Genomic DNA, 1079 nt, shown 5'->3' with positions numbered 1-1079 from the left:
CATTTAAAGACCGCGACATCATCATGTTCAATCCTCATGCCTTGATTGAAGGCATGATTATTGCCGGTTACGCGATGGGTGCGAAAGCCGGCTACAACTATATCCACGGCGAAATTTTTGAAGGCTACCAACGTTTTGAGGCCGCTTTGGAGCAGGCGCGTGCCGCAGGCTTTTTGGGTAAAAATATTTTAGGCTCGGATTTTGAATTTGAACTCTTCGCCCACCACGGCTACGGCGCATATATTTGCGGCGAAGAAACCGCATTGCTCGAATCGCTGGAAGGCAAAAAAGGCCAGCCTCGCTTTAAGCCGCCATTCCCTGCTTCGTTCGGCCTGTACGGCAAACCGACTACCATCAACAATACTGAAACGTTCTCCTCTGTCCCCTTCATTATCCGCGACGGCGGACAGACATTTGCCGATAAAGGTATTCCGAATGCAGGCGGTACCAAATTGTTCTGTATTTCCGGTCATGTCGAGCGTCCGGGCAACTATGAAGTGCCATTGGGTACACCGTTTGCCGAAGTCCTGAAAATGGCGGGCGGTATGCGCGGCGGTAAAAAACTCAAGGCCGTTATTCCCGGCGGTTCGTCCGCGCCAGTTTTGCCTGCCGATATCATGATGCAGACCAATATGGACTATGACTCGATTTCCAAAGCCGGCTCGATGCTGGGTTCCGGCGCGATTATCGTCATGGACGAAGACGTGTGCATGGTGAAAGCCCTTGAGCGCCTGAGCTACTTCTACTACGACGAGTCTTGCGGCCAATGTACGCCTTGTCGTGAAGGTACGGGCTGGCTTTACCGCATCGTCCACCGCATCGTAGAAGGCAAAGGCCGCATGGAAGACTTGGATTTGCTGGATTCTGTCGGTAACCAAATGGCAGGCCGCACCATCTGCGCCCTTGCCGATGCCGCCGTCTTCCCTGTCCGCAGCTTTACCAAGCATTTCCGTGATGAGTTTGTGCATTACATCGAACACGGCGGACCGATGAAACCGAATAAGTGGTGCTAAGTTTTTCAGACGGCCTCTAAAAGAATTATTTATTAAATACACGTAACTAGGAACGAACCATGTTAC

General features: G+C 51.5%; 1 protein-coding gene. It reads left to right on the top strand.

All coding sequences use genetic code 11. From position 1 onward, the window contains the following. Positions 1 to 1013: NADH-quinone oxidoreductase subunit NuoF (gene nuoF / locus ACTHUM_RS15015; protein WP_440403294.1), on the top strand; the 1013-nt coding region annotated here is incomplete at its 5' end. Positions 1014 to 1079 lie beyond the last annotated feature (66 nt).

It is taken from the genome of Neisseria sp. P0021.S006 (assembly GCF_051956895.1).
The sequence above is the reverse complement of the archived record's forward strand: the minus strand, read 5'-3'. Positions and strand labels throughout refer to the sequence as shown.